The 26783-nt window shown below is 59.8% G+C and carries 20 protein-coding genes and 1 pseudogene; 9 read left to right on the top strand and 12 right to left on the bottom strand.

The window, feature by feature from the left end; all coding sequences use genetic code 11:
• Positions 1 to 48: 48 nt before the first annotated feature.
• From AB4O41_RS15090 to gpmI, 4 genes and pseudogenes are all read right to left on the bottom strand, one after another.
• Entirely contained in the window at positions 49 to 831 is a 783-nt protein-coding gene (locus tag AB4O41_RS15090) for a divergent polysaccharide deacetylase family protein (RefSeq protein WP_460143738.1), read from the bottom strand.
• A 1-nt stretch (position 832) separates the two neighbouring features.
• On the bottom strand, positions 833 to 2152 hold the full coding sequence (locus AB4O41_RS15085; protein ID WP_460148347.1) for a S41 family peptidase: 1320 nt from the start codon (positions 2150 to 2152) through the stop codon (positions 833 to 835).
• A 31-nt stretch (positions 2153 to 2183) separates the two neighbouring features.
• Positions 2184 to 3475: pseudogene (locus tag AB4O41_RS15080) on the bottom strand (murein hydrolase activator EnvC family protein).
• Between the two features lie 270 nt (positions 3476 to 3745).
• Positions 3746 to 5275 carry a 2,3-bisphosphoglycerate-independent phosphoglycerate mutase gene (gene gpmI / locus AB4O41_RS15075; RefSeq protein WP_460143737.1) on the bottom strand — a complete coding sequence of 510 codons (1530 nt, stop codon included), beginning with the start codon at positions 5273 to 5275 and terminating at the stop codon, positions 3746 to 3748.
• Between the two features lie 154 nt (positions 5276 to 5429).
• On the opposite strand from gpmI, the gene AB4O41_RS15070 reads away from it, so the two are divergent.
• From AB4O41_RS15070 to secB, 3 genes are read left to right on the top strand one after another with little or no spacing between them, the layout of a single operon-like run.
• Positions 5430 to 5843, top strand: coding sequence for a rhodanese-like domain-containing protein (locus tag AB4O41_RS15070; RefSeq protein ID WP_460143736.1), 414 nt, complete (start codon positions 5430 to 5432; stop codon positions 5841 to 5843).
• Between the two features lies 1 nt (position 5844).
• Positions 5845 to 6099 carry a glutaredoxin 3 gene (grxC, locus tag AB4O41_RS15065; protein ID WP_007939440.1) on the top strand — a complete coding sequence of 85 codons (255 nt, stop codon included), beginning with the start codon at positions 5845 to 5847 and terminating at the stop codon, positions 6097 to 6099.
• A 55-nt stretch (positions 6100 to 6154) separates the two neighbouring features.
• Positions 6155 to 6640 (top strand): protein-export chaperone SecB, encoded by a 486-nt coding sequence (gene secB, locus AB4O41_RS15060; RefSeq protein ID WP_007897410.1) that lies wholly within the window; start codon positions 6155 to 6157, stop codon positions 6638 to 6640.
• Between the two features lie 132 nt (positions 6641 to 6772).
• Here secB and AB4O41_RS15055 read toward each other — a convergent pair whose 3' ends face one another.
• The gene (locus AB4O41_RS15055; protein ID WP_008068783.1) at positions 6773 to 7228 is read right to left on the bottom strand and encodes a tRNA (cytidine(34)-2'-O)-methyltransferase; all 456 of its coding nucleotides are present in this window, start codon (positions 7226 to 7228) and stop codon (positions 6773 to 6775) included.
• Between AB4O41_RS15055 and AB4O41_RS15050 the strand changes: the two genes are divergently transcribed.
• Positions 7227 to 7667 carry a hypothetical protein gene (locus AB4O41_RS15050; protein ID WP_460143735.1) on the top strand — a complete coding sequence of 147 codons (441 nt, stop codon included), beginning with the start codon at positions 7227 to 7229 and terminating at the stop codon, positions 7665 to 7667. The genes AB4O41_RS15055 and AB4O41_RS15050 overlap by 2 nt on opposite strands.
• Positions 7668 to 8218: 551 nt before the next feature.
• Here the strand turns inward: AB4O41_RS15050 and ntrC are convergent.
• The 6 genes from ntrC to glnA form a co-directional block, all read right to left on the bottom strand.
• Complete coding sequence (gene ntrC / locus AB4O41_RS15045) at positions 8219 to 9655, bottom strand: nitrogen regulation protein NR(I) (RefSeq protein WP_008024910.1); 1437 nt, start codon at positions 9653 to 9655, stop codon at positions 8219 to 8221.
• The gene (gene glnL / locus AB4O41_RS15040; RefSeq protein WP_038978561.1) at positions 9652 to 10737 is read right to left on the bottom strand and encodes a nitrogen regulation protein NR(II); all 1086 of its coding nucleotides are present in this window, start codon (positions 10735 to 10737) and stop codon (positions 9652 to 9654) included. The genes ntrC and glnL overlap by 4 nt, the downstream gene beginning before the upstream one ends.
• A 380-nt stretch (positions 10738 to 11117) precedes the next feature.
• Positions 11118 to 11729 carry a DUF4124 domain-containing protein gene (locus AB4O41_RS15035; protein WP_460143734.1) on the bottom strand — a complete coding sequence of 204 codons (612 nt, stop codon included), beginning with the start codon at positions 11727 to 11729 and terminating at the stop codon, positions 11118 to 11120.
• Positions 11726 to 12241, bottom strand: a complete 516-nt coding sequence (locus AB4O41_RS15030; protein ID WP_460143733.1) for a DUF4124 domain-containing protein — start codon at positions 12239 to 12241, stop codon at positions 11726 to 11728. The genes AB4O41_RS15035 and AB4O41_RS15030 overlap by 4 nt, the downstream gene beginning before the upstream one ends.
• A 101-nt stretch (positions 12242 to 12342) precedes the next feature.
• On the bottom strand, positions 12343 to 12891 hold the full coding sequence (locus AB4O41_RS15025; protein ID WP_460143732.1) for a chorismate mutase: 549 nt from the start codon (positions 12889 to 12891) through the stop codon (positions 12343 to 12345).
• Positions 12892 to 13025: 134 nt separating this feature from the next.
• Complete coding sequence (glnA, locus tag AB4O41_RS15020; RefSeq protein WP_007907861.1) at positions 13026 to 14432, bottom strand: glutamate--ammonia ligase; 1407 nt, start codon at positions 14430 to 14432, stop codon at positions 13026 to 13028.
• 329 nt (positions 14433 to 14761) lie between these two features.
• Between glnA and thiI the strand changes: the two genes are divergently transcribed.
• Together thiI and typA are read left to right on the top strand one after the other, a co-directional pair.
• On the top strand, positions 14762 to 16216 hold the full coding sequence (gene thiI / locus AB4O41_RS15015; protein ID WP_460143731.1) for a tRNA uracil 4-sulfurtransferase ThiI: 1455 nt from the start codon (positions 14762 to 14764) through the stop codon (positions 16214 to 16216).
• 139 nt (positions 16217 to 16355) lie between these two features.
• Complete coding sequence (gene typA, locus AB4O41_RS15010) at positions 16356 to 18176, top strand: translational GTPase TypA (RefSeq protein ID WP_007907857.1); 1821 nt, start codon at positions 16356 to 16358, stop codon at positions 18174 to 18176.
• Positions 18177 to 18392: 216 nt separating this feature from the next.
• On the opposite strand, the gene AB4O41_RS15005 is transcribed toward typA, so the two are convergent.
• On the bottom strand, positions 18393 to 18830 hold the full coding sequence (locus AB4O41_RS15005; RefSeq protein ID WP_030129267.1) for a YkgJ family cysteine cluster protein: 438 nt from the start codon (positions 18828 to 18830) through the stop codon (positions 18393 to 18395).
• 256 nt (positions 18831 to 19086) lie between these two features.
• Here AB4O41_RS15005 and AB4O41_RS15000 point away from each other — a divergent pair, with 256 nt between their 5' ends.
• The 3 genes from AB4O41_RS15000 to AB4O41_RS14990 all read left to right on the top strand — a co-directional run bounded on the left by AB4O41_RS15000 (position 19087) and on the right by AB4O41_RS14990 (position 26723).
• Complete coding sequence (locus tag AB4O41_RS15000; protein WP_460143730.1) at positions 19087 to 21537, top strand: glycogen/starch/alpha-glucan phosphorylase; 2451 nt, start codon at positions 19087 to 19089, stop codon at positions 21535 to 21537.
• 234 nt (positions 21538 to 21771) lie between these two features.
• Complete coding sequence (locus tag AB4O41_RS14995; protein WP_460143729.1) at positions 21772 to 25359, top strand: DUF2339 domain-containing protein; 3588 nt, start codon at positions 21772 to 21774, stop codon at positions 25357 to 25359.
• On the top strand, positions 25356 to 26723 hold the full coding sequence (locus AB4O41_RS14990) for a DUF3999 domain-containing protein (protein WP_460143728.1): 1368 nt from the start codon (positions 25356 to 25358) through the stop codon (positions 26721 to 26723). Before AB4O41_RS14995 ends, AB4O41_RS14990 begins: the two co-directional genes overlap by 4 nt.
• Positions 26724 to 26783: the final 60 nt, after the last annotated feature.

Genomic DNA, 26783 nt, shown 5'->3' with positions numbered 1-26783 from the left:
CGAATTCGCGAGCAAGCCCGCTCCCACATTTGTTCTGAGGTGTAGCAATTATCGATACAGCCCATCCTTGCCATGCGCTGCCGTTGCGCGATTGCCGCGCACACTGATCATCTGTTTGATGTCGATCCAGTCAATGCCCTGAGCCTTGAGCTTGGGCAATTCACGTTCAAGCACCGCCAATGTCTGCGGATACGGATGCCCGATCATCACCGCAGAACCCTGCTTTCGCGCCAGGCTGATAGCCGTCTGTAGCTGAGTTAAAATCGCGGCTTCAGTGGGCTCGTCATCGAGGAATACATCCCGCGAAACGCTCGCCAAACCAATCTTCTGCGCCTCGGCGGCCGCCACGGTTTGCGCGCTGGTGCGGCTGTCGACGAAAAACTTGTGCCGCCGCTGCAAGTCCGCCATCAGCCAGGCCATGGCCGGTTGCTGAACGGTCATGCGGCTGCCCATGTGGTTGTTGATGCCAGCGGTATACGGCACAACCTGGAATGCCGCGTTCAGGCGCTTTTCGAGTTCTTCGATGGGCAGCTCGGGATGCCAGGCAAACGGTCCGGTGGCAGGGTCCATGGGCATGTGCAGGATGACGATCTTGCCGGCGCGATGGGCTTCGTGGGCGAATTCGGTGGCGTGGGGTGTATCGGGCATGATTGCCGTGGTGACCGGGCCGGGCAGGGCCAGCACGCGGCGATCCCGGGGCAGGTTCTGCCCCAGGTCATCGATGATCAGGCTCAGATAAGCCTTGTGAGGTGTGGCCGCTGTTGTGGCAGGCGCCGCGTGAGCGCCACCCGCCAGACAGCACAGCAGGCCGAGGAGCAACCGCAGGCGCATCTCAGCGGCCGGACGTGATGCTCAGTCCTTTGAGCAGGCTCAGGGCCTGGGCCAACTGGTAATCGTCATCCTGTGGCATGGCCTTGGCTTTGCCGCTGGAACCGGTTGGTTTGTCGACGCCGCCGTTGCCATTGCCGAGGTGACCTTGCAGATCGGCTTCCTTGAAGTATTCGCCGTCCTGCTCATTGGTGATCTTGGCCCTGCGCACTTCGATGTCCGGGACGATACCCTGCGCCTGAATCGAGCGGCCGTTCGGCGTGTAGTACAGCGCCGTGGTGATTTTCAATGCTCGGTCGTTGTTCAGCGGCAACACGGTCTGGACCGAGCCTTTGCCGAAGCTGGTGGTGCCCATGACCACTGCGCGTTTCTGATCCTGCAGGGCGCCGGCGACAATTTCCGAGGCGGAGGCGCTGCCACCGTTGATCAGCACGACCATTGGCACGGCTTCGCTTTCGTCCTTGCCGGTGGCGGAGAAGCGCAGTTCGGAGTTGGCGATGCGACCCTTGGTGTAGACGATCAGGCCCTTGGTGATGAAGTGGTCGACCACTTCTACCGCCGATTGCAGCACGCCGCCCGGGTTGTTACGCAAGTCGAGGACGATACCGCTGAGCTTCTTGCCGTTGTCCTTGCGCAACTTGGCCAGGGCCTTGGAGACCTCTTCGCCGGTCTTGACCTGGAACTGGGTGATGCGGATGTAACCGTAGCCGGACTCCAGCAGCTGGCTCTTCACGCTCTTCACTTGAATGATGGCGCGGACCAGGGTCACGTCGAACGGCGCGCCGCCATCGCGCACCAGGGTCAGGGTGATCTTCTGGCCGATCTTGCCGCGCATCTTGTCCACGGCTTCGGTCATGCTCTGGCCGCGAGTCGGCTGGCCGTTGATCTTGACGATGAAGTCGCCGGCCTGAATGCCAGCCTTGGAGGCTGGGGTGTCATCGATGGGCGAAACCACTTTGATGAAACCGTCTTCGGCGCCGACTTCGATGCCCAGGCCGCCGAATTCGCCGCTGGTGCTTTCCTGCAATTCAGCGAAGTCTTCCGGGCCCAGATAGGCGGAGTGCGGGTCGAGGTTGCTGAGCATGCCTTTGATGGCGTTTTCCAGCAGGGTCTTGTCGTCCACCGGTTCTACGTAGGCTGCCTTGATCCGGTCCATGACTTCGGCAAAGGTGCGCAACTCGTCCAGCGGCAATGGCGCCTTGGTGGTCGCAGCGGTGCCGGCAGGTGCGACCACCGGGGCCGGTTGAGCAGCAAACGCCAACGGCGCGCCGATCACCAGGGCAATCGTCAGGGCCAGCGAGGTAAGGCGGGACAAATACAGCATGTCGAACGAACTCCTGAAGTAGATGGCGTGCTTATCCTTGCGCACGACACCATTGCGCTGGATCACTCGGGTGACCCTGCTGACGAATAGCGAAATACAGCGCTGGTGTGTCCTGCCCGCCACTGCTACCGACAGTGGAGATGGACTCACCGGCTTTTACCACGTCACCCGCAGACTTGAGCAGCGTCTGGTTGTGACCATAAAGACTCAAAAAACCGTTGCCGTGGTCGAGAATCACCAGCAACCCGGCGCCACGCAGCCAGTCGGCAAACACCACGCGGCCGCCATGAACGGCATGCACCTGGCTGCCGGCGGAAGCGCTGATCATCACGCCATCCCACTTGGTGCGGGCATCGTCGCCACGGCTTTCACCGAAGCGCGCCAGCAGTCGACCATCAACCGGCCATGGAAGTCTGCCGCGAGTGGAAGCAAAGGGACCGCCAAAGGTTTCGCCTGAACTTGAAACCAGTGCGCCGGGTGTCGATTTAACGGGTTTGCGTGGGGCATCGGTGGCATCTGCTTCAGCCTGAGCCTCACGTAAACGCTTTTTTTCGGCTTCCTGCTGGGCGATCAGCGCTTTTTGCCGCGCCTCTTCTGCCTCTCGAGCCTGACGGGCCAGGGTTTCTTCAATGGTTTTAAGAACTTTAGACAGGTCTGCCTGATCCTGCTCGCGCGCCGCCAGTTTCTGGTCGCGGGCCTTCACGTCGTCGTTGAGCTTGGCCAGGACTTGCTGACGCTCTTGGCGGACCTTGTCGAGTTCGTCGCGCTGGCTGTCGAGGCTGCTTTTCTGCACCAGCAATTGCGCCTGCTGCAGGCCGATGTCTTTTTCGACATTGGCCAGTTGGCGCAGGGTTTCGTTGAAATTCTTCAACTGCTCCAGGCGGGCCTGGCTCAGGTAGTCGTAATAGGTGAGGGTGCGGGCGAATTTTTCCGGGTTCTGTTGATTGAGCAGCAGCTTGAGGTATTCCTGACGGCCGTTCTGATAGGCCGCACGGGCCTGGATGGCGATCAGTCGTTGCTGTTCAATGCGCGCGCTCTGGAGTTTTTTTTCTCAGCATCGAGTCGCTGTAGCTCGGATTCGCTTTTCTTCAGCTCTTTTTGCAGGGCATCGACCTGCTTCTCGAGCTTGCCCATCTCGGTTTCGGTGCCTTTAAGGTCCTTCTGCACCCCGGATTTTTCTTCCTGGAGTTTACCCAGCAGTTTCTTCAGCTCGGCAATGTCCTGACGCGTGGCGTCCAACTGTTGTTGGGTTTGCGTGCGCTCGTCGGCAAAGACCGGTTGAAGCAGGCAAGTCAGGGCAAGGGCTATCAGGACGCGAAGCATAGAGGCGGGCGGCACCAGGGAAAGGGACGGCCTAGTATGCCCGCCAAGCGCAGCAAAAAAAATGCCCAATTAGGGCTGTGTGAAACTGGAGTGGGGTTCAGGGCGTTACGTTCTCCAAAAACACCACAAAACCAATGTGGGAGCGGGCTTGCTCGCGAAGGGGACATCACATTCAACATCAATGTTGACTGTCAGACCGCTTTCGCGAGCAAGCCCGCTCCCACAGTTGATCGGTGCTGTTTCAGGGGATTTGAGCAATTTCCCCTTTGATTACACCAGAATTGAAGTACCCGTCATCTCCGCCGGTTTCTCAAGCCCCAGCAACATCAGCATGGTCGGCGCGACATCCGCCAGCACGCCGCCGTCGCGGACCTTGAAGTCACGCTTGCCGACATAGATGAACGGCACCGGCTCGGTGGTATGCGCAGTGTGAGCCTGGCCAGTGGATGCGTCGGACATTTGCTCGACGTTGCCGTGGTCAGCGGTAATCAGGGCTTCGCCGCCGACTTTTTCCAGGGCATCGACGATACGGCCGACGCACAGGTCAAGGCACTCGACCGCTTTGACCGCCGCGTCGAACACACCGCTATGGCCGACCATGTCGCCGTTGGCGTAGTTGACCACGATCACGTCGTAACGCTGGTTTTCAATGGCCTCGACGATGCGGTCGGTGACTTCCGGGGCACTCATCTCGGGCTGCAAGTCATAGGTGGCGACTTTCGGCGACGGGATCAGGATGCGTTCTTCGCCCGGGAACGGTTCTTCGCGACCGCCAGAGAAGAAGAAAGTCACGTGGGCGTATTTCTCGGTTTCGGCGATGCGCAACTGCGTCTTGCCGTTTTTTGCCAGATAATCGCCCAGCACATTGTCCAGGCTGCTCGCGGCGAAGGCCGATGGCGCGGGGATGCTGGCGGCGTATTGGGTCAGCATGACGAAACCGGCCAGTTTTGGCTGGCGAGCACGTTCGAATTCCTTGAAATCGTCTTCGACGAATACGCGGGTCAGTTCGCGGGCACGGTCGGCGCGGAAGTTCATGAAGACCACGGCGTCGCCGTCTTCGACTTTCACCGGTTCGCCGATGGAGGTGGCTTTGACGAATTCGTCGCTTTCGCCACGTTCGTAAGCGGCTTGCAGGCCTTCCTGCGCGGAGGCGGCATTGAATTCGCTGTAGCCGTCGACAATCAGGTTGTAAGCCTGGGACACGCGGTCCCAACGGTTGTCGCGGTCCATGGCGTAGTAACGGCCAATGATGCTGGCGATCCGGCCTTTGCCGAGGGCTTCGAAGGTCGCGTCCAGCAACTCGATCGATGACTGGGCGCTTTTCGGTGGCGTATCGCGGCCATCAAGGAAGGCGTGCAGGTAAATTTTCTCGGCGCCGCGCTTGTAGGCCAGTTCAGCCATGGCGACCAGGTGATCCTGGTGGCTGTGAACACCGCCATCGGACAGCAGCCCCATGAAGTGCACGGCTTTGCCGGCAGCAACGGCTTTATCCACCGCGGCGCAGATGGTCGGGTTCTCGAAGAACTCGCCGTCGCGGATCGCTTTGGTCACGCGCGTGAAGTCCTGATACACCACCCGGCCGGCGCCAAGGTTCATGTGACCGACTTCGGAGTTACCCATCTGGCCGTCCGGCAAGCCGACGTCCATGCCGCTGCCCGAGATCAGGCCGTTCGGCACGGTGGCCCACAAGCGGTCCAGTACGGGCTTCTTCGCGGCAAAGATGGCGTTGGATTCCTGGCTGTCACTGTGACCGAAGCCGTCGAGAATCATCAGGACCAAAGGTTTAGGCGTCGTAGTCATAGATTCCACTCGTGGCTGAGTTATAAAGAGGGCGATGGAAAAGGGAGTGGCAGTTTAAAGCGAAGTTCCGGCGCCGTCACCGCCGGACGGGGTTTGGCCCACCATAGTGGCTGTGTATACTGGCCGACATTTTAACGCCCTGGAACCTCCTTCGATGGTTGATCACCTGATTCAATTCGCCACCAACCACTACATTCTCGTGGGTATCTTCGTTGTACTGGCGGCCCTGCTGTTGGCCTATCAGATGCAAGGCGGCGGCCGCAGCCTGAGCACCGGTGAACTGACCGGGCTGGTCAACAAAGACGCAGGCGTGGTTATCGACATCCGTCCGATCAAGGATTTCACCGCCGGTCACATTGTTGGCGCGTTGAACATTCCTCAGGACAAACTGACCGCTCGCGTCGGCGAACTGGAAAAGCACAAGGCCAAGACCATTATCCTGGTCGACGCCATGGGCCAGACTGCCGGCACTCATGCCCGCGAACTGATGAAAGCCGGCTTCACTGCCGCCAAGCTGTCTGGCGGTATTTCCAGCTGGAAAGCCGACAATCTGCCGCTGGTGAAGTGATATGAACAACGTCGTCGTCTATTCCAGCGATTACTGCCCTTATTGCTCGCGAGCCAAGTACCTGCTCGAGAACAAAGGCGTAGCCTTCGAAGAGATCAAGGTCGATGGCAAGCCGCAGGTGCGTGCCGCGATGGCTCAGAAGGCCGGACGTACGTCCGTGCCGCAGATCTGGATCGGCAGCACCCACGTTGGCGGCTGTGATGATTTGTTTGCCCTGGAGCGCGCCGGCAAGCTCGACGCCATGCTCAAGGCCTGACTGCCTTACTTGAAATAGCCAACCCTACAAGACCCGAGATCAGAAAGGATCTGAGATGACTGACCAACAGAACACTGCAGCTAGCGAAGAAGAAACCGCACCGCAATTCTCCTTGCAGCGCATCTACGTACGTGACTTGTCCTTCGAAGCCCCGAAAAGCCCGGCGATCTTTCGCCAGCAGTGGGAGCCAAGCGTTGGTCTGGATCTGAACACCCGTCAAAAGGCTCTGGAAGGCGACTTCCATGAAGTCGTACTGACCCTGTCGGTCACCGTGAAAAACGGTGAAGAAGTGGCGTTCATTGCTGAAGTGCAACAGGCCGGGATCTTCCTGATCAAGAATCTGGACGATGCTTCGATGAGCCATACGCTCGGCGCGTTCTGCCCGAACATCCTGTTCCCGTACGCTCGCGAAACCCTGGACAGCCTGGTGACCCGCGGTTCGTTCCCGGCCCTGATGCTGGCCCCGGTGAACTTCGATGCACTGTATGCACAAGAGCTGCAACGCATGCAGGCGGCTGGCGAGACTCCAACCGTTCAGTAAGCGGTCCTGAGCATCGCAGCAAGTCCAATGTGGGAGCGGGCTTGCTCGCGAAAGCGGTGTAACAGTCAACGAAGATGTTGAATGTTATGGCCCCTTCGCGAGCAAGCCCGCTCCCACATTTGTTATGTGCTGTTACTTGAATCCGAGCTGGCGCCAGCCTTCATACACGGCGACGGCCACGGTGTTGGACAGGTTCAGGCTGCGGCAGCCTTCGCGCATCGGCAAACGCAGGCGTTGTTCGCTGGGCAGGGCATCGAGCACCTCGGCCGGCAAGCCACGGCTTTCCGGGCCGAACAGGAAGGCATCGCCCTCGGCGAAGCTGGCGTCGTGAAATGGCCGCGAGCCCTTGGTGGTAAAGGCGAACAGCCGAGGATGGCCGAGGCTTTCCAGACAGCTGGCAAGATCTGCGTGGCGTTGCAGGGTGGCATACTCGTGGTAATCGAGGCCGGCCCGGCGCAGACGTTTGTCGTCCATCTCGAAGCCCAGCGGTTCGATCAAATGCAGGTGGCAGCCACTGTTGGCGCACAGCCTGATAACGTTGCCGGTATTCGGCGGAATTTCTGGTTGGAAAAGGATGACGTGAAACATGCACGGCTCCGAAGGTAAAGATGACGGGCATTCTACGCCGCCAAAGGACCCTCGTTCGAAACTATTCCCGCGGGTGATGGCTTCGTTGGCGATTGTCGGGGTGATGGTGGGCCTGATGATCGGTCGCCTGACCACGCCCGACCCCAGCGTTTTGCAGCAGGTCGAGGTGACGAGCGATGGGCTGGTGGTGTGGTTCAACAACGAACCCAAAACCCACGGCGAGATAGTCGACGGCAGCGTGGCGCTGTTGTTCGAGGCTGAAGGCCGTGCACAGAAAGGTCAGCTAAAGCTCAGCGGCAAGGACGTGAACTGGCGAACGCGATTGAGTGATGGGGGATTGTTGCTGACGGTGGTGGCGGCCCGGCCGCTGCAGGGCGAGTGGACCGGTAGCGAGGTCGATGACCGCTGGCGGCTGGAGATCCATCTCCGAGAGCAATAAAAGAGGGAATCCCCGGCCTGCCTGTACCAAGGTCCCCAAAACGGGAGGGCTAGCGCATTGCGGCGCGAGCCCGGTGTAAAGAGGGAATCCCCGGCCTGCCTGTACCAAGGACCCCAAAACGGGATGGGCTCGTCGCAATTGCGGTATGAGTCCGGTGTAAAGAGGGGAATCCCCGGCCTGCCTGTACCAAGGTCCCCGAAACTGGGTAGTGAATCGAATCACTGATTGAACTATTGCAGGGGGCGTGCCAGTTTTTAACAAGTGGAAACAGAAAGCCGCTGAGCAGCGCTGAAAGCCCCGTAATTCGGGGGGGTTGTGTTTCTGCGATACGGGTTTTCTTGCAGGTAAAGGCGGGATTTTGGATCGGTTGTCGTGCGCGATTGCGGTTCATGATGCATTCAGGCGGTGCACTATGGCCCCAAAGATCGCGAGCAGGCTCGCTCCCACAGGGTTCAATGGTGTTCACATAATAGTGAAAACCCTGAAAATCCACTGTGGGAGCGAGCCTGCTCGCGATTGGATCTGACAGTCAGCAGAAAACTAAAGGGTGTTTAACCCTCATCCCCTTCATCATCATCCCCACCATCAACCTTCATCCCCAATTCCTTGATCTTGCGCGTCAGGGTATTGCGGCCCCAACCCAGCAAAACAGCAGCATCGCGGCGGCGGCCGGCGGTGTGTTTGAGGGCGGTTTCGATCATGATCCGCTCGAAAGCCGGCACGGCGCTGTCGAGCAGGCTCGACTGGCCGCGAGCCAGCGCCTGATCAGCCCACTGACGCAGCGCTTGCTCCCAGTTGGTCACCGGCGCCGAATCCTGCGGCAGGCTCAGCAGCTCTGGCGGCAAGTCGCTGATGTGCACTTCGCGACCCGAAGCCATCACCGTGATCCAGCGGCAGGTGTTCTCCAGTTGACGCACGTTGCCGCCCCACGGCAGGTTCTTCAGGTATTCCTCGGTTTCGCTTTTCAGCAGCTTCGGTTCCACCGCCAGTTCTTGCGCGGCGCGGCTGAGGAAGTGCTTGGCCAGGGTCGGGATGTCTTCGCGACGGTCCGACAGCCGTGGAATGTGGATGCGGATCACGTTGAGGCGGTGGAACAAGTCCTCACGGAATTTGCCGGCATGCACCAGGGTTTCCAGATTCTGGTGAGTCGCGGCGATGATTCGCACATCGACCTTCACCGGTACATGGCCGCCGACGCGGTAGAACTCACCGTCCGCCAATACCCGCAGCAAGCGAGTCTGGGTATCCGCCGGCATGTCGCCGATTTCATCGAGGAACAGCGTGCCGCCGTCAGCCTGCTCAAAACGCCCGCGACGCAGGTTGGCCGCGCCGGTGAATGCGCCTTTTTCATGGCCGAACAGCTCGGATTCCATCAGGTCCTTGGGGATCGCCGCCATGTTCAGCGCAATGAACGGCGAGGCCGCCCGTGGGCTGTGACGGTGCAGGGCGTGGGCCACCAGTTCTTTACCGGTACCGGATTCGCCATTGATCAGCACGGTGATGTTGGAGTGGCTCAAGCGCCCGATAGCGCGAAACACTTCCTGCATCGCCGGCGCTTCGCCGATGATTTCTGGCGTACGGGTCAGGGCGACCGGGACTTCCAGGCCTTGCTGTTCCTGAGCGTGCTGGTTGGCGCGTTTGACCAGCGACACCGCTTCGTCGACATCGAACGGCTTGGGCAGGTATTCGAACGCGCCGCCCTGATAGGACGCGACAGCGCTGTCCAGGTCGGAGTGCGCGGTCATGATGATCACCGGCAGTCGTGGGTGTTGTTCGCGAATCCGTGCCAGAAGGTCCAGGCCGCTGGCACCCGGCATGCGGATGTCGGAGATGATCACGTCCGGCTGCTGGCGCGCCAGGCGGCTCATCACGCCATCGGCGCTGTCGAAGCTTTGCGTGGTCATGCCTTCCTGCTGCAAGGCTTTTTCCAGAACCCAACGGATAGAACGGTCGTCATCGACGATCCACACGGTTTCACTACGGCTCATGTCGATGTGGCTCCTTGTTCCAGTGGCAGAAAGATCGAGAACGTGGTGTGGCCTGGATGGCTGTCACATTCGATCAGGCCCTGGTGCTGGCTAATGATGTTCTGGGTAATGGCCAGGCCGAGCCCGGTACCGTCCGGGCGACCGCTGACCATGGGAAAGAAGATGGTTTCCTGTAGCTCGGCGGGGATCCCCGGACCGTTGTCGATGATTTCGATCTTGGTCACCAGGCGATGGCGCACGTGGCCGATGGTGAACTGGCGCATGGCACGGGTGCGCAAGCTGATGCGGCCAAGGCGCAGTTCGTTCTGGCTGCTGATGGCCTGCATTGCGTTGCGCACGATGTTCAGGACGGCCTGAATCATCTGCTCGCGATCAATCAACACATCCGGAATGCTTGGGTCGTAATCGCGCACCAAAGTGATGCAGCCTTGACTTTCGGCCTCCACCAACTGACCCACGCGCTCCAGCACTTCATGGACATTGCACATGGCTAGCGACGGCAACTTGTTGGAACCGAGCATGCGATCCACCAGATTGCGCAGGCGATCGGCTTCTTCAATGATGACGTTGGTGTAATCGCGCAGGCTTTCTTCCGGCAATTCACGGGCGAGCAACTGAGCTGCGCCGCGAATCCCGCCGAGAGGGTTTTTGATTTCGTGGGCGAGGCCGCGTACCAGCATCTTGCTGGTCTCCTGCTTCGACAGCTGCGCCTCTTCCTTGGTGATCCGCAACAAGCGATCACGCGGGTGAACCTCCAGCAACAGCAGCGTAGCGCCATTGCTCAGGATGGGCGTCACGGCGTAGTCGACGGTCAGGGTTTGGCCGGTGAGGGCGGTGAGCATGGCTTCGCGCTTGGTGAACGGATGCGCCTGCTCGACCGCCTGGCGCAGGGAATTCAGCGCCTCGGTGGATTCGGTGAACAATTCGCTGATGAATTGCCCATGGCTACGCTGGCCGCTGATGGCCAGCAGCATCTCCGCCGCCGGGTTCATGTACTCAAGGCGCAGTTCGGCGTCGAGCAGAATGGTGGCGGTGGTCAGGTTGTCGAGTAGCAAGCGGTGTAGTGCGTCGCTAATGGTCATCAGGACCTCTTTTGGAGCAGGGCATGCGCGTGGATAACGCGCCGATGCAAGGAAAATGCAAAAACCAAACCAAGGCTCCGAAAAGAAGCGTTTAGAGCCTGAAACAGGCGTTTGACGCTCATTTTCGTGGCGTTCTGCCAGCTTTCGCGGGTACTTTCGAACCAAAATGGGTTGAGATGTGAGTACGGTGCAGTCTGTTGCACCAATATAGTGCGCAAAGCTGAACGAAGTAAAAGAAGCGTCAGTCAGCAAAGATGCGAAAACCTGTGGGAGCGGGCTTGCTCGCGAAAGTGGTATGTCAGGCGACATCAATGCTGACTGTGCCGCCGTCTTCGCGAGCAAGCCCGCTCCCACATGGGGTTGCGCTTAACTGACGGGCATCAGCGCCAGAAGAAGCTTTTTTCTTCTTCGGGTTTGTTTTTGAGAGGGCATTCCGGCCGTTGGCCGTAGTCTGTAAGGACGCAGGGTTTGGCCTGGCGTTTCTGTGCGAGGGAAATACGCAGCATATGGAACGGTTGATTGGCCGTGCGTTCGACGGTACGGCCCTGTTCGTCGAGAATTTCCACCGACAGGTGATGGCTGCCACGGTCGATGTTGCTCAGGGCGAACACCGGGCTCGGGCCTGGCTCGGCGGTGGGTTGGCCATCCAGCAGTAAACGATAGCGATGACCCTGTTGCAGGCCGGGTTCGCTGGTAACGCTGACGATCAATTCACCGGCAGTGCTACGGATTGTGGCATCCGGCTCCGGCACCAACACACGAAGCATGTCGTAATGAAGCAGTGGCTTGGCCTGGTTTTTCGCGGCCGTCATGGGTGCGGCACCGCTCGGGTTGGCCGACATTCGATTGCTGGTCGCCAGTGGCACACGTTTGGCGTTACGGGTGCCCGGCTGATCGGTGAAAACCCGATTGCCCTGGGCATCGAGGTAGGTGAAAACCTCGGCCATTGCCGGCAGGCTGATCAGGCAGGCGACCAACAGCCAGAACCTCAAGGCTTATGCACCCGTTGGACGGTGAAAGTCACGGTGGGGCTCTGTTGCACGACGTTTTGCCCATCGATCACCTGAACCGCGAGGCGGTGTTCGCCTCGATCGATGTTCACCAGTTGCAGAATCGGGACGTTGCTCGGTTGGCCGTAGGGTTGATCGTCCAGTAACAGCCTCAATCGATGAGGGTCTTGCAGGCGTGGCTGGATCAATACGCTGACGGTGAACGTGCCGTTGTTGGCGCGCAGGGCTTCTTCGGTGGGCAGACCGGTCAGCTCCAGCACCTGATAGGCGCTGTTGGGCTGTTCACTACTGCTGGATTGCGCAGGCGCAACAGGCTCGCTCGGCGGTTGAGTCTCGACGCTGTTGAGCGGTGGCAACTCCACGGGCTGAGCTTTAACGCCATAGGGCGGTTGATTGCTGTAGGCGGTGTTGCCGCTGGCGTCGGTGTACTTGTAGATCTGCGCGGCGGCGGGCAGGGCGATCAGCACAAGCAGGCATAACAACAATGAGCGCATTGCGGGCTTCCATTGGCCGTTGGGCAAGTGTCCGGCCCTGTTCCGTTCATGGCGACTAAGCGCTGAGCATAGAGCACTTCAGCGCACGCCGGCAGACCAACTCAGCGGCTGGCGCTGCACAGCTCGGCGGTGGCGCGTACCTGGGCAAGCTCGCGCAATGGCGCGTGGTCGCCGGTTTTATTGGCCTTGGCCAGCCACGACGGGCACTGCGGGTCGTTGCGATAAGGGCTGAAATCGGCCAGTTGTTGCAGCAAGCGTTTTTGTAACTGATCAAGTTGTGGGCGGATCTGCCCGACGAGATCGGGGCGAGAATCGTTGGGCGCCTTGCCTTGCGCATGCCAGTCAGACAGGTGCGCGTATTGCACCAGTTTGTTGGCCTCGATCTGCGCCGAAAAGAACTGTTCGACGGCTTCGTTGCTCAATTTATAGGCAGGTGCCAGGGCGACGGCACCGGCAATGACTTCGCGCTCGCGCTGACGGTCCTCGACCGGTTTACCGCTGTCCCATTTGCTCAGCGCGACCTGATCGGCAATCGCCAGGCGTTCTTCGATGGAGCCAAGCAGCGGGGCGAGGGCGGCGGGTGCCGGGCTGGCAAAAGCGCTGTTGGCTAGCAGGGCGGTGAGCAGGGCAAGGCATGGGCGTAGGCGCATGGGGCATCTCGGTTTTATCGGATGAAGGCCATGATGCACGCAACCGGGCATCCGATGACAGACGGTCGCCCATAAAAAAGGCCTCCCGAAGGAGGCCTCTCTTTTGTCACGCCGCGTAGCGCGGCGCTACCGGATCAGCAGCTGTAGTACAGCTCATATTCCAGTGGGTGTACGAAGGTACGAACCTTGATTTCTTCTTCGCTTTTCAGAGCGATGTAAGCGTCGATGAAATCGTCGCTGAAAACGCCGCCTTTGGTCAGGAACGCACGACCTTTGTCCAGCTCTTCCAGGGCTTCTTTCAGGCTGCCGCAAACTTGTGGGATCTCTTTCGCCTCTTCAGGCGGCAGGTCGTACAGGTTTTTGTCAGCTGCGTCGCCTGGGTGGATCTTGTTCTGGATGCCGTCCAGGCCAGCCATCAACAGTGCAGCGAAGCCCAGGTACGGGTTGGCTGCTGGATCCGGGAAGCGAGCTTCGATACGGCGAGCGCGAGGGCTGGACACGTAAGGAATACGGATCGAAGCCGAACGGTTGCGAGCCGAGTAGGCCAGCATCACTGGCGCTTCGAAACCTGGGACCAGACGCTTGTAGGAGTTGGTCGACGGGTTGGTGAAGCCGTTCAGGGCCTTACCGTGCTTGATGATGCCGCCGATGAAGTACAGAGCAGTGTCGGACAGGCCGGCATAGCCTTCGCCAGCGAAGGTGTTCTTGCCATCTTTGGCGATGGACAGGTGAACGTGCATACCCGAACCGTTGTCGCCGTACAGAGGCTTAGGCATGAAGGTCGCGGTGCGGCCGTATGCGTCAGCAACGTTGTGTACGCAGTACTTCAGGGTTTGAACTTCGTCAGCCTTGGCAACCAGGGTGTTGAACTTCACGCCGATTTCGTTCTGGCCGGCAGTCGCCACTTCGTGGTGGTGAACTTCGATGACCAGGCCCATTTCTTCCATGGCGTTGCACATGGAGGTACGGATTTCGTGGTCGTGGTCGAACGGCGGAACAGGGAAGTAGCCGCCTTTGACGCCTGGACGGTGGCCTTTGTTGCCGCCTTCCACGTCCTGGTCGGACATCCACGAACCTTGTTCGGAGAAGATTTTGAACATCGAACCTGAGATGTCGGACTTGAACTTCACTTCGTCGAAGATGAAGAATTCAGGCTCTGGACCCACGAATACGGTGTCGCCGATACCGGTCGACTTCAGGTATTCCTCGGCACGCTTGGCGATCGCACGTGGGTCACGGTCGTAGCCTTGCATGGTCGAAGGCTCGATCACGTCGCAAACCAGGATCAGGGTCGGCTCTTCGGTGAACGGGTCGAGAACGGCAGTGCTGTCGTCCGGCATCAGGATCATGTCGGAAGCTTCGATGCCTTTCCAGCCAGCGATGGAGGAACCGTCGAACATTTTGCCTTCTTCGAAGAAAGCTTCATCCAGCCCATCGCGAGCCGGCATGGTCACGTGGTGCTGAGTGCCTTTGGTGTCCGTGAAGCGCAGATCAATCCACTTGACGTCATGATCTTTGATGAGTTGAACCGACTTCGACATAGTGTCCTCCGGGTGGCTTCGGGCTTAGTAGTGGATGCCCTTAGAATGTGGGTGATGCCGGCGCGAATACTCTGCCATGGCAACCTGCCTCACAAGGGAGCAAATTGCATGCCAGTGCCCCACCATGGGTTTTTTGCCCCAATATCACGCTTATAAAGGTGCAATGCCTCGAAAAGCGCAAAACCTCGCCCTGTAATGTAGCGTCGAAATCCATAAATGACCCGTTTTGGTGCGCGCAAAACCTTCTGCACATTAACTGGTTAAACCTTGAGCAATTTCCGCTATAATCCGCGCCCCCTTTTTCGGCTGGCCCAGCGCGCGCTGTTTTCATGAAACTAATCGTAAAAGTCTTCCCCGAGATCACCATCAAGAGCCGCCCGGTACGGATGCGTTTCATCCGCCAGTTGGCCAAAAACATCCGTACCGTGCTCCGCGATCTGGACCCGGCTGTGGTGGTGAACGGTGTGTGGGACAATCTCGAGCTGGAAACCCGCGTCAGCGAGCCGAAAGCCCTGAAGGAAATGACTGAGCGCCTGAGCTGCATGCCGGGCATCGCGCATTTCCTGCAGGTCGATGAGTACCCGTTGGGTGACTTCGACGACATCGTCGCCAAGTGCAAGCAGCATTTCGGTGATGCCCTGGCCGGGAAGATTTTTTCGGTGCGCTGCAAGCGTGCCGGCAAGCACGAATTCAGCTCCATGGACGTCGAGAAATACGTCGGCAGCCAACTGCGTCGTCAGTGCGGCGCCGCCGGAATCTCGCTGAAAGAGCCGGAAATTGAAGTTCGCATCGAAATTCGCGACAAACGGTTGTTCGTGATCCACAACCAGCACAACAGCATCGGCGGTTATCCGCTGGGTGCCCTGGAACAGACGCTTGTACTGATGTCCGGTGGCTTCGATTCCACCGTCGCCGCCTACCAGATCATGCGCCGCGGGCTGATGAGCCATTTCTGCTTCTTCAATCTGGGCGGACGTGCCCACGAACTGGGCGTCATGGAAGTCGCGCACTTCATCTGGAAGAAGTACGGCAGCTCCCAGCGCGTGTTATTTGTCAGTGTGCCGTTCGAGGAAGTACTGGGAGAAATTCTCGGGAAAGTCGATAACAGTCATATGGGCGTAGTTTTGAAGCGTATGATGTTGCGCGCTGCTTCCCGTATTGCCGATCGGCTGGAGATCGAAGCGCTGGTCACCGGCGAAGCGATTTCCCAGGTATCGAGCCAGACGTTGCCGAACCTGTCCGTGATCGACTGCGTGACCGACAAGCTGGTCTTGCGCCCGCTGATCGCCAGTCACAAGCAGGACATCATCGACCTGGCCAACGAAATCGGTACTGCCGATTTCGCCAAGCACATGCCGGAATACTGCGGGGTCATCTCGGTGAACCCAAAGACCCACGCCAAGCGTCCGCGCGTGGAGCATGAAGAGAAAGAATTCGACATGGCGGTGCTTGAGCGTGCGCTCGAGAACGCCAAACTGGTGCCGATCGATCGCGTAATCGACGAATTGGGCCAGGATTTGCAGATCGAAGAAGTCAGCGAAGCACTGGCGGGCCAGATCATCATCGACATCCGTCACCCGGATGCCGCTGAAGACGAGCCGCTGGAACTCGCTGGCATTGAGGTGCAGACGATGCCGTTTTATGCATTGAACGCTCGTTTCAAGGAACTGGACCCTACTCGCCAGTACCTGTTGTATTGCGACAAAGGCGTGATGAGTCGCCTGCATGCCCACCATTTGCTCAGTGAGGGGCATGCCAATGTGCGCGTTTATCGACCGAGCTAAGTGCCCGGGGCTGTTTGCCTGTGGCCTGCGTCACCGGCCCCCCGACGCCGCCGTCAAGCTGTAACGGCTTTGCCGGACTCTACTGTAAATCGCTGCCAAGACTTGTCAGCACACCGAATCCTCTGATCGAGATACACAAGTGATCGAAAATCTACGCAACATCGCCATCATTGCTCACGTTGACCATGGTAAAACCACCCTGGTAGACAAACTCTTGCGTCAATCCGGCACCCTGGAGCGCAACGAGCTCAACGACGAGCGCGTGATGGACTCCAACGACCAGGAGAAAGAGCGCGGTATTACCATTCTGGCGAAAAACACCGCCATCAACTGGAACGGCTACCACATCAACATCGTGGACACCCCGGGCCACGCCGACTTCGGCGGCGAAGTTGAACGCGTAATGTCGATGGTTGACTCCGTTCTGCTGCTGGTTGACGCTCAAGACGGCCCTATGCCGCAAACCCGTTTCGTGACCAAGAAGGCTTTCGAAGCCGGCCTGCGTCCAATCGTGGTCATCAACAAGGTTGACCGTCCAGGCGCGCGTCCGGACTGGGTTCTGGACCAGATCTTCGACCTGTTCGACAACCTCGGTGCTACCGAAGAACAGCTGGACTTCAAAGTCGTCTACGCCTCGGCCCTGAACGGCATTGCCGGTCTGGAACACACCGACATGGCTGAAGACATGACCCCGCTGTACCAGTCGATCGTCGACAATGTACCTGCGCCGAAAGTCGACCGTGACGGTCCGTTCCAGATGCAAATCTCCGCTCTGGACTACAACAGCTTCCTGGGTGTTATCGGCGTTGGCCGTATCGCTCGTGGTCGCATCAAGCCGAACACTCCGGTTGTCGCTATCGACGCCGACGGCAAGAAGCGTAACGGTCGTATCCTGAAGCTGATGGGTCACCACGGTCTGCACCGTATCGACGTTGAAGAAGCAGCTGCCGGCGACATCGTCTGCATCAGCGGCTTCGACCAGCTGTTCATCTCCGACACTCTGTGCGACCCACTGAACGTCGAAGCGATGAAGCCGCTGACCGTTGACGAGCCAACCGTTTCCATGACCTTCCAGGTAAACGACTCGCCTTTCTGCGGTAAAGAAGGCAAGTTCGTCACCAGCCGTAACATCAAGGAACGTCTGGACAAAGAACTGCTCTACAACGTTGCTCTGCGCGTTGAAGAAGGCGACACCGCCGACAAGTTCAAAGTCTCCGGCCGTGGTGAGCTGCACCTCTCGGTACTGATCGAAACCATGCGTCGCGAAGGCTTCGAAATGGGTGTTGGTCGTCCGGAAGTGATCATCCGCATGGTTGACGGCGTCAAGCACGAACCGTACGAAAACGTGACCATCGACCTGCCAGAAGAATCGCAAGGTTCGATCATGGAACAGATCGGTATCCGTAAAGGCGACCTGACCAACATGGTTCCGGATGGCAAGGGCCGTGTGCGCCTTGAGTACAACATCCCGGCTCGTGGCTTGATCGGTTTCCGTAACGAGTTCCTGACCCTGACCTCCGGTGCAGGCATCCTGACCTCGATCTTCGACCGTTACGACGTGATGAAGTCCGGCGACATGTCCGGCCGTCAGAACGGCGTGCTGGTTTCGGTTGCTACCGGTAAGGCTCTGACTTACTCGCTGGAAACCCTGCAAGCTCGCGGCAAACTGTTCCTGGGTCACGGTGAAGACGTGTACGAAGGTCAAATCGTCGGCATCAACAGCCGCGACAACGACCTGGGCGTCAACCCAACCAAAGGCAAGAAGCTCGACAACATGCGTGCTTCGGGTAAAGACGAAACCATCGCTCTGGTTCCGCCTATCCGCTTCACCCTGGAGCAGGCTCTGGAATTCGTTCAAGAAGACGAATTGTGCGAAGTCACTCCTAAGTCCATCCGTCTTCGCAAGAAGATCCTGGGCGAAAGCGAGCGTACCCGCGCTGCCAAGAAAGCTGGTAACTGAGTTTCGACTTAGTTAACGCTTAAAAAAACGCCCCCGACCGCAAGGTCGGGGGCGTTTTTGTTTGTCTGGGGTTTTTGCGGTGTCAGTTCGGGCCCCATCGCGGGCAAGCCCGCTCCCACAGTGATTTGTGGTGTTTACATTATCTGTGTTCGGCGCCGAACCCTGTGGGAGCGGGCTTGCCCGCGATGAGGCCCGGTCAGACAGCGGGATTCTGGATCAGAACTTGTCCAGCGTCCGCGGATTGCTCTCGCGCACCACTTCTTTGGGCTTGTACGCGCAATACCCCGGCCGCGGTCCGATCTTCGGGTGGTTGCGGCAGGTGTCCGGGCGCTTATCATAAATAGTGCACAGACGGCTCTTACGATCCAGATACAGGCAATCGTTGTTGCTCATGCGCTGAAGGGTGAAGATCTCGGACTTCTGGTTATAGCGTTCGACGATCCCTTCCTTCTGCAAACGCTTGGCGATGTTCTTCGGCGGATCGCCACGCTCGAACTCATCGACGATGCCGATACGGATCAGATCCTTGATCTTGACCTCGACTGGCAAGGTGCAGCAGCTGGACACGCAGGAACCGCACATCGGGGCAGAGTACTTGGCCCAGGTATCGAGGCGATCGATCTCCGCGGCGGCGATCAGGTTGGGCTTCATCATCGGTTGTTACCAGCGTGTGCATCAGGGCGCGCGATCATACCGGGACTGGTGGATTTTTGAACAACCTTTCGCCAGATTTTTTCGCTTGGCGCAAAATAATCCCTGTGTCCGGCACGGCCCCTGCATTGTTTCTGGCACGCGACAACGTAATGTCGATCTATCTCGCACTAACAGGGAAAACTGCCGAACCAGAGTCTCAATGGTCTGTCAGACCGACTAGGCTCAGACAACTTCACGCTCGCTCGAGGTCTTATCGATGACTCAAGAACCACTTGTTCGCGAAGCAGAGGTGGCCGCATTCCGCGACGCCGTATTGACCAAGCTTACCTATGCGGTGGGCAAAGACCCGGATCACGCCTTCGACCACGACTGGTTCGAAGCCATCGCCCTGGCGGCGCGCGATCACATGGTCGAGCACTGGATGGACCACACCCGGCAGATCTACCGCAAAGGCCAGAAACGGGTCTATTACCTCTCCCTTGAATTCCTTATCGGCCGCTTGCTCTACGACAGCTTGAGCAACCTCGGTCTGCTCGATGTGGCTCGCGAGGCCATGACCGAACTTGGCGTCGACATCGAGCGCATCCGTCTGCTGGAACCCGATGCGGCTCTGGGCAACGGAGGCCTCGGGCGCCTGGCGGCGTGCTTCATGGAAAGCATGTCGACCCTCGGCATCGCTGGCCATGGTTACGGCATTCGTTACGAACACGGTTTGTTCCGCCAGGCCATCGTCGACGGTTGGCAGCAGGAGCAGACCGAACACTGGCTGGATTTCGGCAACCCGTGGGAGTTTGAACGGCCGGAAGTCGCCTACCCGATCGGCTTCGGCGGCAGTGTCGAAACCGTGACCGATGAGAACGGCAAATCCAGGCAAGTCTGGTCCCCGGCGGAAACCGTGCGGGCCATTGCCTATGACACCCCGGTGGTCGGTTGGCGCGGCGCGAGTGTCAACACGCTGCGACTGTGGCGTGCCCGGGCCATGGAAGATTTGCACCTGGAGCGCTTTAACGCTGGCGACCACTTGGGCGCGGTAGCCGAAGTGGCCCGGGCCGAAAGTATCTCCCGCGTGCTCTACCCGGCGGACAGCACCGATGCCGGCCAGGAACTGCGTCTGCGCCAGGAGTACTTCTTCGTCGCCGCATCCCTGCAGGACTTGCTGCGCCGCCATCGCAACATGCACACCTCGGTGCTGACCCTGGGCGATCACGCGGCCATTCAGCTCAACGACACTCACCCCTCGATCGCCGTGGCCGAGTTGATGCGTCAGTTGGTCGACGTTTATGACGTGGCGTGGGATGCGGCGTGGCAGGTCACCGTCGACACACTGTCGTATACCAACCACACGTTGTTGCCGGAAGCGCTGGAAACCTGGCCGGTCGGTTTGATGGAGCGGATGCTGCCACGGCACATGCAGATCATTTATTTGATCAACGCCCAGCACATCGACTCATTGCGGGCCAAGGGCGTTCACGATTTCGACGTGTTGCGTGCGGTGTCGTTGATCGAGGAAGACAACGGTCGACGCGTGCGCATGGGTAATCTGGCATTCCTTGGTTCTCACAGCGTTAACGGCGTGTCCGGCCTGCACACGCAACTGATGCGCAGCACAGTGTTTTCCGAGTTGCATAAACTCTATCCGGAGCGGATCAACAACAAGACCAACGGCATTACCTTCCGCCGCTGGCTCTATCAGGCCAACCCCGAGCTGACCTCGATGATGGTCGACGCCCTCGGCCCGGATCTGCTGGATAACCCCGAAGAACGCCTCATTGGGCTGGAACCGTTTGCCGAGAAGACTGACTTTCGCAAACAGTTCGCCGAACAGCGGTTACACAGCAAGAAAGCCCTGGCGTACCTGATTCATGACCGGTTGGGGATCGCGATCAACCCGGCGGCGATGTTCGACGTGCAGGTCAAGCGGATCCACGAATACAAACGTCAGTTGCTCAACCTGCTGCACACCGTCGCGCTGTATCAGGCGATTCGTGCCGAGCCGGAAATCGATTGGGTGCCGCGGGTGAAAATCTTCGCCGGCAAAGCGGCGGCCAGTTATCACCAGGCCAAGCTGATCATCAAACTGACTAACGACATCGCCCGGGTGGTCAACAACGACCCGACCGTGCGCGGTCTGCTCAAAGTGGTGTTCTTGCCCAACTACAACGTCAGTCTGGCCGAAAGCATCATTCCGGCGGCGGATTTGTCGGAGCAAATTTCTACCGCCGGCTTCGAAGCCTCAGGCACCAGCAACATGAAGTTCGGCCTCAACGGCGCGCTGACCATCGGTACCCTGGATGGGGCCAACGTGGAAATGAGCGAACTCATCGGCGCCGAGCACATGTTCATCTTCGGCCTCAGCGCCGAGCAAGTGGAGGCGCGCAAGCTCAACCATGAATTCAACGCGGCGCCGGACATCGCTGCCTCCCATCGACTCAATGACGTGCTGCAAGCGATTCGCGGCGGAGTGTTCTCACCGGACGATCCGTCCCGTTACACCACACTGATCGATTCACTGGTGGATTACGACCGCTTCCTGGTCTGCGCCGATTTCGATTCCTACTGGAACGCTCAGATGCGCGTCGAGGCTCACTGGCACGACTCGAAAGAATGGTGGCGCTCGGCGGTATTGAGCAGCGCGCGAATGGGTTGGTTCTCGTCCGACCGGACCATTCGCGAGTACGCCACGGATATCTGGAAGGCGTTGGAGTAACTTTTAGCAATAATTGCGAGTCAGGTCCGACGGTTGTTGGGCCGGACCGATATACTAAGCACCAGTTTTGCCGGATGTTTCTGTGACCGCTGTGCGGTCAATCGCGGGCAAGCCACGCTCCCACAGGTCATATGACGTTCTTACGGCTCATGTAAATCCTGTGGGAGCGTGGCTTGCCCGCGATGACGTCCGTGCAGGCGCCACAAGGCAATGGGCCGCTTAGGGATATCGACCATGCAATGGATGTTCATGCTGATTGGGCTGGTGCTGGGCTGGATACTCGACGAGTCGTTCAGCGATGCGCTGTTGGGCGCTTTGCTCGGGTTGGGTATTGGCCAGGCCATTCGCATCGGCCGCTTGACGACTCAAACGGCCGAGCAGCGACGCTTGCTCGATCAGGCGCAGGTTGCGCTGAATGCGGTCGAGCAGCGACTGGCGTTGCTGGAAGTGTCGGGCGTCAAAACACCTGAAACCAGTGAACCTGCGGCTAGCGAGCCCGTTCTATCAGCTGAAATTATTCTTGAGCAAGCCCCTGCCGCCGCCCCGGAGCTGATCTGGGAGCTGCCGCCCGAACTCGAACCCATCACGGCGGCCGCGACCGAAGCCAGTCGTCCGCTGCCCGCTGACGCCTGGAAACCCGAACCGGTTGCCCGCGAACCACAACAACCGGCGGCGCCTCGTGGCCCGAACTTCATCGAACGTGCCATTAGCGGCGCGCGCAACTGGTTGTTCGGTGGCAATACCGTGCTACGGGTCGGCGTGGTGCTGTTGTTCCTCGGCCTGGCCTTCCTGTTGCGCTACGCCACCGAAGGCATGGTGGTGCCGGTCGAGTTGCGTTACGCCGGTGTCGCGGCGGCGGCCTTGGGCTTACTCGCGCTGGGCTGGTTGCTGCGACTGCGCAACAGCAATTACGCGCTGATGCTGCAAGGCACCGGGATTGCGGTGTTGTACCTGACGGTATTTGCCGCGATGCGCCTGCATCCATTGCTCGACCCCACGGCTGCACTGGGACTGCTGGTGGTGGTAACAGTGTTCTCGGCGATTCTCGCCATTACCCAGAACGCATTAGGTTTGGCCGCCGCTGCCGCGCTAGGCGGTTTCGCCGCGCCGATCCTGACCTCCACCGGCGCCGGCAATCATGTCGCGTTGTTCAGCTACTTTGCCTTGCTCAACGCCGGCATCCTCGCCATCGCGTGGTTCAAGGCATGGCGGTTGCTCAACCTGATCGGTTTTGTCGGCACCTTCGGCATCGGGTTGGCGTGGGGGCTGCGTTCCTATACACCGGAATTGCTGTGGAGTACCGAGCCGTTCCTGATTCTGTTTTTCCTGATGTACCTGGCCATCGGTTTGTTGTTTGCTCGGCGCAAGCTGCTGGAAATGAGCGACGCGCCCGAGGACGACAGCCGCGAAGCACTGCTGCACTGGTCCGCGCGCAAGGGCGATTACGTTGACGGCACGATGCTGTTCGCGCCACCGCTGGTGGGTTTCGGTTTGCAGTTCGCGCTGGTGGAGCATCTGGAATTTGCCGCGGCTTTCAGCGCCTTGGCACTGGGCATGATTTACATGGGGCTGGCCCGATTGCTGATGGGCGGTCGAGCGCTGTTGTTGGCGGAAACCTGTCTGGCGCTCGGGGTGATCTTCGCCAGCCTGGCGATTCCCTTGGGGCTCGACGCGCGTTGGACCGCAGCCGCCTGGGCGGTGGAAGGCGCGGGGATTTTCTGGCTCGGCCTGCGCCAGGAGCGACCGTTGGCGCGAGCCTTTGCCTTGCTGCTGCAACTGGGCTCGGCACTGGCCTTCCTCAGCGAGCTGCGGATCGGCGAGAACAGCCTGCTCGATGGCGCTCCTCTGGGGGCGTTGATGCTTGGCGTGGCGCTGCTGTTCAGCTTCTACCAACTACGCAAAGCGTTGCCTGAACAGGCGTCGCAGTGGGAGCGCCAAGCACTGCCGGTGCTGGCCTGTCTGGGGCTGACGTTCCTTTATCTGCTGGCGCCGCTGTTCTTCTTCACCCACGGCACGGCGATCAGTTGGGCGCTGGCCGGGTTGGCGACGCTGTTCGTCGGCCTGCGCCTGCAATCGCGAACCTTCCTGTTCACCGCGTTCGCCGTGCAACTGCTCGGTGGTGCGTTGTTCCTGTTGCGGCTGCAAGGGGCGGGCGGCGAGTCTGCCGCGGTGTTCAGCGCGGGCTGGAGCGGTTTGCTCAGCGCGTCCCTGATCGGGCTGGCGTTGATCGCCGGGATGTTGCTGGCGGCTCGCGACGAAATGGTGCGCAGTGACGTGCGTTTGCTGCGCGGCTTGTCAGTGGTGTTGCTGGCCGGTCTGGTGCTGATCAACCTCGCCGTGCTGTTCGTGTTGCCATGGCAAACCGCGAGTGCGGTGTGGGCCGCCAGTGGTTTGTTCATCATCTGGCTGAGCCTGTACCTGAAGCAGCGCGTGAGTTTTGTCTTTGGTCTGCTGTTGCAGGTGATCGGCGGCGCTGCGTTCCTGTTCGCCGGGCCGGACCTGCTCGGTCCGCTGCTCAGCGAAGGGTTGCGGCCGCTGGCCCACAGCGGTTTCTGGACGCCGCTGGTGCTGGGGCTGGCTGCATTCGTCGGGGCCTGGCGTTTGCAGCTCGGCAACCATGCTTCGGCCTTCGATGGGTTGAGTTTGCAGCGCTTGTCCGAAGTGTTGCTGGTGTGGGGCGCGGGTTGGTGGGCGCTGGCGTGGGTCAGCGAAGTGCTGCGCTTTGCGCCGTTGAATCTGCAAGCCACTTTGTTGCTGGCCGTCGCCGCCGTGAGTGTCGCGCTGTGGACGGTATTGGCACTGCGCCTGAAGTGGTCGTCGCTGGGCTTGCTCTGTACCTTGCTGATTCCCGCAGCGGGTCTGGTGTTGGTCGCCGCCTGGCATTCGCGATATCACCCGGCCGCCAACTTCGGCTGGCTGGTTTGGACTGCGGTGTTCGTCGTGCATTTCATCTCGCTGCGGCGTTTGGCGCCGACGCTGCCCACAACAGCCCTGAGCACCGCCCATGTGTTCGGCTGCTGGTTGTTGATCGGGGTGCTGGCCCTGGAGCTGCGTTACGGTCTGCTGCTGTTGTCGGAGCAGTACAACGCCTGGCGATGGTTGGGCTGGGCGATTCTGCCGAGCCTTTATCTGGTGCTGATGGCCGCGCCACGTGCGTGGCCGTGGCCGGTATCGGAGTATCCCCGCGAGTACCGGGTCTATGCCGCTGCGCCGTTGGCCTTGTTGATGCTCGGCTGGTTCTGGCTGGCGAACATCGCCAGTGACGGCACCGCCGAGCCACTGCCGTATGTGCCGCTGATCAACCCGCTGGAGCTGGGCCTGTTGTTTGCTTTGTTCGGCGTTTACGTCTGGTCTCGCAGCGCCGTGACGCAGCTGGCAATTCGCGAGGATTACGCCGATAACGCCACGCAAGTGATTGCCGGGGTTTCGCTGTTCGTCTTCTTCACCGCGCTGGTGATGCGTGCGGCTCACCATTGGGGGGGCGTGCCGTTCGCGCTGGATCTGCTGCTTGGGTCGATGTTGGTGCAGGCCGGCTTGTCCATCGTCTGGACCCTGATGGCCCTGAGCCTGATGATCGGTGGGCATCTGCGTCATCGCCGCGAAGTCTGGCTGATCGGCGCGGCGTTGATCGCGCTGGTGGTCGCCAAGCTGTTCTTCGTTGAATTGAGTAACCGCGGCGGGCTGGCGCGGATCGTGTCGTTTATCGGCGTTGGCGTGTTGCTGTTGGTGGTGGGCTATTTCGCCCCGTTGCCACCCAAGCGCGCTGAAGCTGTGCCGGATGTTGAAAAACCGGCCCCTGAAACCGAAGGAGTGTCGTCTTGAGTCAGAAGCTGAATTTGGGCTTGTGGGGGGCTGTGGTGCTGGGTGTGACGCTGTCGGCCGGCGCGCAGGAAAAACCGACGGACTTCGCTGCGCAGGTGCCGTTGTCGGTGAGTGGCGAGGGCCCGTGGTATCGCCTGGAATTGCCCTTGGGCGTGCAACTGAAGGCGCGGCAAACCGATCTCAGCGATCTACGCGTGTTCAACGCTGCCGGTGAGCCTCAGGCTTATGCTCTGGCCCGAGAACCCGCGCAGACCCGCGAAAACCGCACGCTGAACGACGTGAAGTGGTTCCCGTTGTACAACTCGGCGGATGCCACCGAACGCGCGCCGAGTGTGCGCGTGCAATCGAACACCAACGGCACGTTGATCGAAGTGCAGCCGTCCAGCCAGTTGGAGGCGGGGGAAGAAGAGTTGCGCGGTTGGTTACTTGACGCCAGCCGCATCAAGGCGCCGTTGCAGCAATTGATCCTCGACTGGACCAGCGATCGCGACGGTTTCCAGCGTTTCAGCATCGAAGCCAGCGACGATTTGCAGCATTGGCAGTCGTGGGGCGAAGGGCAGGTGGCGCGTCTGACGTTTGCCGACGAACGGGTCGAGCAACATGAAGTCGGCCTGCCGGGGCAATCGGCGCGCTACCTGCGCTTGCTCTGGAGTTCACCGCAATCGGCGCCAGTGCTGACGTCGGCGCAACTGGAAAGCGCCAACCCTCGCACCTTGCCGCTGCCGTTGGTCTGGTCGCAACCGTTGGCTGGCACCAGTGTGAAAGCCGGTGAGTACATCTGGCAATTGCCGATGGGATTGAACGTCCAGCGCTTGCAGGTCGAGCTGAATCAACCCAACAGCTTGGCACCGGTGACGTTGTCGGGGCGCCGGGAAACCAGCCTGCCGTGGCAAACGCTGACCAGCGGTTTGCTCTACCGCTTGACCCAGAATGGCCAGGATGTGGTGCAGAACGAATTGCAGCTGCCGGGCCAGACCGTGCAGCAATTGAAGCTGACGGTGGATGAGCGTGGCGGTGGCCTGGGCGCCGAAGCGCCGACCGTCCGATTTGCCGTGCGCTCCACGCAACTGGTGTTCCTGGCGCGCGGGGCCGGGCCTTATACGCTGGCGCTGGGGAGTGCGACGGTGAAGGCGGCGAGCTTGCCATTATCGACGCTGATACCGGATTACAGCGCTGCGAAGCTGGCGGCGTTGGGTAAGGCGACGGTGGAGGGTGGGGTCATGGTGACTCCGGCGGCGACCGTGCCTACGGTGGCGGACACAAACTGGAAGAAATTCGGGTTGTGGGCGGTGCTGTTGCTCAGCGTGCTGGTTCTGGGGGCCATGGCGTTCAGCTTGCTGCGCAAACCACCCGTCAAATCCTAGGCTGGCGCTTCGCGCCAGATCGCGGGCAAGCCTCGCTCCCACAGGATTGGTGGATTACCT

Source organism: Pseudomonas sp. S2_A02, from assembly GCF_054668495.1.
Note: the sequence above shows the minus strand (reverse complement) of the source record. Positions and strands in the feature narration are given on the sequence as shown.